Genomic DNA, 3,506 nt, shown 5'->3' on the forward strand with positions numbered 1-3,506 from the left:
TCTCGATTTTTTCCATAGTAAGGGACACCAGGTTGTTGCCAGCAGCTCCCTGGTACCGAACAACGATCCGACTCTGCTGTTTACCAACGCCGGGATGAACCAGTTCAAGGATGTGTTCCTTGGTCTCGACAAGCGTAATTATTCCCGCGCCACAACCTCACAGCGTTGCGTGCGTGCGGGCGGTAAACACAACGACCTGGAAAACGTCGGTTACACCGCGCGTCACCACACGTTCTTCGAAATGCTGGGTAACTTCAGCTTCGGCGACTACTTCAAACACGATGCCATTCAATACGCGTGGGAACTGCTGACCGGTGAAAACTGGTTCAACCTGCCGAAAGAGCGTCTGTGGGTTACCGTCTATGAAACCGATGACGAAGCCTACGAAATCTGGGAAAAAGAAGTCGGGATCCCGCGCGAGCGTATTATTCGCATTGGTGATAACAAAGGCGCGCCATACGCGTCGGACAACTTCTGGCAGATGGGTGATACCGGTCCTTGCGGTCCGTGCACCGAGATCTTCTACGATCACGGCGACCACATCTGGGGCGGTCCTCCAGGCAGCCCGGAAGAAGACGGCGATCGCTACATTGAGATCTGGAACATCGTCTTCATGCAGTTCAACCGTCAGGCCGACGGTACCATGGAGCCGCTGCCGAAGCCTTCCGTTGATACCGGTATGGGCCTGGAGCGTATTGCCGCGGTTCTGCAGCACGTTAACTCCAACTACGAGATTGACCTGTTCAGCACTCTGATCAAAGCCGTTGCGGACGTCACCGGCGCGACCGATCTGAACAACAAATCGTTGCGCGTTATCGCCGACCATATCCGTTCCTGTGCGTTCCTGATCGCCGACGGTGTTATCCCGTCGAATGAAAACCGTGGCTACGTGCTGCGTCGTATCATTCGTCGCGCCATCCGTCACGGCAACATGCTGGGCGCGAAGGACACCTTCTTCTATAAACTCGTTGGGCCACTGATTGGCGTGATGGGTGCTGCCGGTGATGAGCTGAAACGCCAGCAGGCACAGGTAGAGCAGGTTCTGAAAACCGAAGAAGAGCAGTTTGCGCGTACACTGGAGCGCGGTCTGGCGCTGCTGGACGACGAGCTGGCGAAACTGAAAGGCGACACGCTGGATGGCGAAACCGCTTTCCGTCTGTACGACACCTATGGCTTCCCGGTTGACCTGACGGCAGACGTTTGCCGCGAGCGCAACATCAAAGTTGACGAAGCGGGCTTCGAAGCGGCGATGGAAGAGCAGCGTCGTCGCGCGCGTGAGTCCAGCGGTTTCGGTGCAGACTACAACGCAATGATCCGCGTTGATAGCGCGTCTGAATTCAAAGGTTACGACGCGCTGGAACTGACCGGTAAAGTGACCGCCCTGTTTGTTGACGGCAAAGCCGTAGACAGCATCAGCGCAGGTCAGGATGCGGTTGTCATTCTGGACAAAACCCCGTTCTATGCGGAATCCGGCGGTCAGGTTGGCGATAAAGGCGAACTGAAAGGCAACGGTTTCAGCTTCAGCGTGAGCGACACCCAGAAATACGGTCAGGCGATTGGTCACCAGGGCAAACTGGTTTCCGGTTCTCTGAAAGTGGGCGAGGGCGTCCAGGCTAACGTTGATGAAGCTCGCCGCGCGCGCATTCGTCTCAACCACTCTGCAACCCACCTGATGCACGCTGCACTGCGCGAGGTGCTGGGTACCCACGTTGCACAGAAAGGTTCTCTGGTTAACGACAAAGTGCTGCGTTTCGACTTCTCGCATTTTGAAGCGATGAAACCGTCTGAAATCCGTGCGGTGGAAGATCTGGTGAACGCGCAGATCCGTCGTAACCTGCCTATCGAAACCCATATCATGGATCTCGAGGCGGCGAAGAAAAAAGGCGCGATGGCGCTGTTTGGTGAGAAATATGACGACCGTGTTCGCGTGTTGAGCATGGGCGACTTCTCTACTGAGCTGTGCGGTGGTACTCACGCCTCCCGCACCGGTGACATCGGCCTGTTCCGCATTGTTTCCGAGTCGGGGACGGCGGCAGGTGTGCGTCGTATTGAAGCGGTGACCGGTGAAGGGGCGATTGCCAGCCTGCATGCGCAGAGCGATCAGCTGCACGACATCGCGCAGCTGCTGAAAGGCGATAGCCAGAACCTGGGCGAGAAAGTGCGCGTTGCACTGGATCGCACGCGTCAGCTGGAAAAAGAGCTGCAGCAGCTGAAAGAGCAGGCTGCGGCGCAGGAGAGTGCAAACCTCTCCAGCAAGGCTGTAGACATTAAGGGCGTTAAACTGCTGGTCAGCGATCTGGCGGGCGTTGAGCCTAAGATGCTGCGTACTATGGTCGACGATCTCAAGAACCAGCTTGGTTCCACCGTTATCGTGCTGGCGACAGTGGCAGAAGGTAAGGTTTCTCTGATTGCGGGCGTCTCTAAGGATGTGGCCGACCGCGTAAAAGCAGGGGAGCTGATTGGTATGGTCGCTCAGCAGGTGGGCGGCAAAGGTGGCGGTCGTCCGGACATGGCGCAAGCCGGTGGTACGGATGCGGCGGCACTTCCGCAAGCTTTGGCCAGCGTTGAAAGCTGGGTAAGCGCGAAACTGTAATAACTACAAAGCACAAGCAGACGCCATAGCGGTAACGTTATGGCGTCTTGTTCACTGTGCTATCGATAACGATAAAGTCAGGTTGAGTTTGTGTATATCGGCTAAACTTACGTTTAACAGAATGTGATGCCGTGACTGCTTACACTTTACGTGTTTGTCATCGCTTACTTTTTGGCGTTATATGATGGATAATGCCGGGATACAAGAGACCCGACTCTTTTAATCTTTCAAGGAGCAAAGAATGCTGATTCTGACTCGTCGAGTTGGTGAGACCCTCATGATTGGGGATGAGGTCACCGTGACAGTTTTAGGGGTAAAGGGTAACCAGGTACGTATTGGTGTTAACGCTCCTAAAGAAGTATCTGTCCACCGTGAAGAGATCTACCAGCGTATCCAGGCTGAAAAATCCCAGCAGTCCAGTTACTGATATTGTCGCGTCTCGCTGTCGGGCGAGACGCAACCCTCCTGTCATTTTTCCTGCTCAAAGTTACCGTTTAATTTCAATCGCTCTCTTTTTAACCACTCCGTTACCCTTTACTCGTCTCTGTACTGCCTTTTCTGCCACAGTTTTATGTGAAGATGCCTGCAAAATCCGCTTATAAAACACCCTCTTTGCGGCTTTTACATGCGAATTGCCTGTGATTTGTGCAAACGATAAAAGCTTTTGGAAAATTGTTTGACTTATAAGTCCCAGAAAGTAATATATGCGCCACGCAGCGACGAGAAGCTCTTAACGAGTCACTCGAAGCACTCGAAAGAGGCGTTGTGTGGTGAGGTGGCCGAGAGGCTGAAGGCGCTCCCCTGCTAAGGGAGTATGCGGTCAAAAGCTGCATCCGGGGTTCGAATCCCCGCCTCACCGCCATTTTGCATCCGTAGCTCAGCTGGATAGAGTACTCGGCTACGAACCGAGCGG

General features: G+C 54.4%; 2 protein-coding genes and 1 tRNA gene. All 3 read left to right on the top strand.

The window, feature by feature from the left end:
- Positions 1-2,593 (top strand): alanine--tRNA ligase (alaS, locus tag LDK53_RS17890; RefSeq protein ID WP_225287732.1); only part of this gene is annotated, 2,593 nt, incomplete at its 5' end.
- A 241-nt stretch (positions 2,594-2,834) separates the two neighbouring features.
- Entirely contained in the window at positions 2,835-3,020 is a 186-nt protein-coding gene (gene csrA / locus LDK53_RS17895) for a carbon storage regulator CsrA (protein ID WP_000906486.1), read from the top strand.
- Positions 3,021-3,362: 342 nt separating this feature from the next.
- Positions 3,363-3,455: transfer RNA gene (locus LDK53_RS17900), tRNA-Ser, on the top strand.
- Positions 3,456-3,506 lie beyond the last annotated feature (51 nt).

The sequence above is a fragment of the Enterobacter sp. K16B genome (genome assembly GCF_020216105.1).
In the GTDB taxonomy this organism is placed as follows: Bacteria; Pseudomonadota; Gammaproteobacteria; order Enterobacterales; family Enterobacteriaceae; genus Enterobacter; species Enterobacter sichuanensis.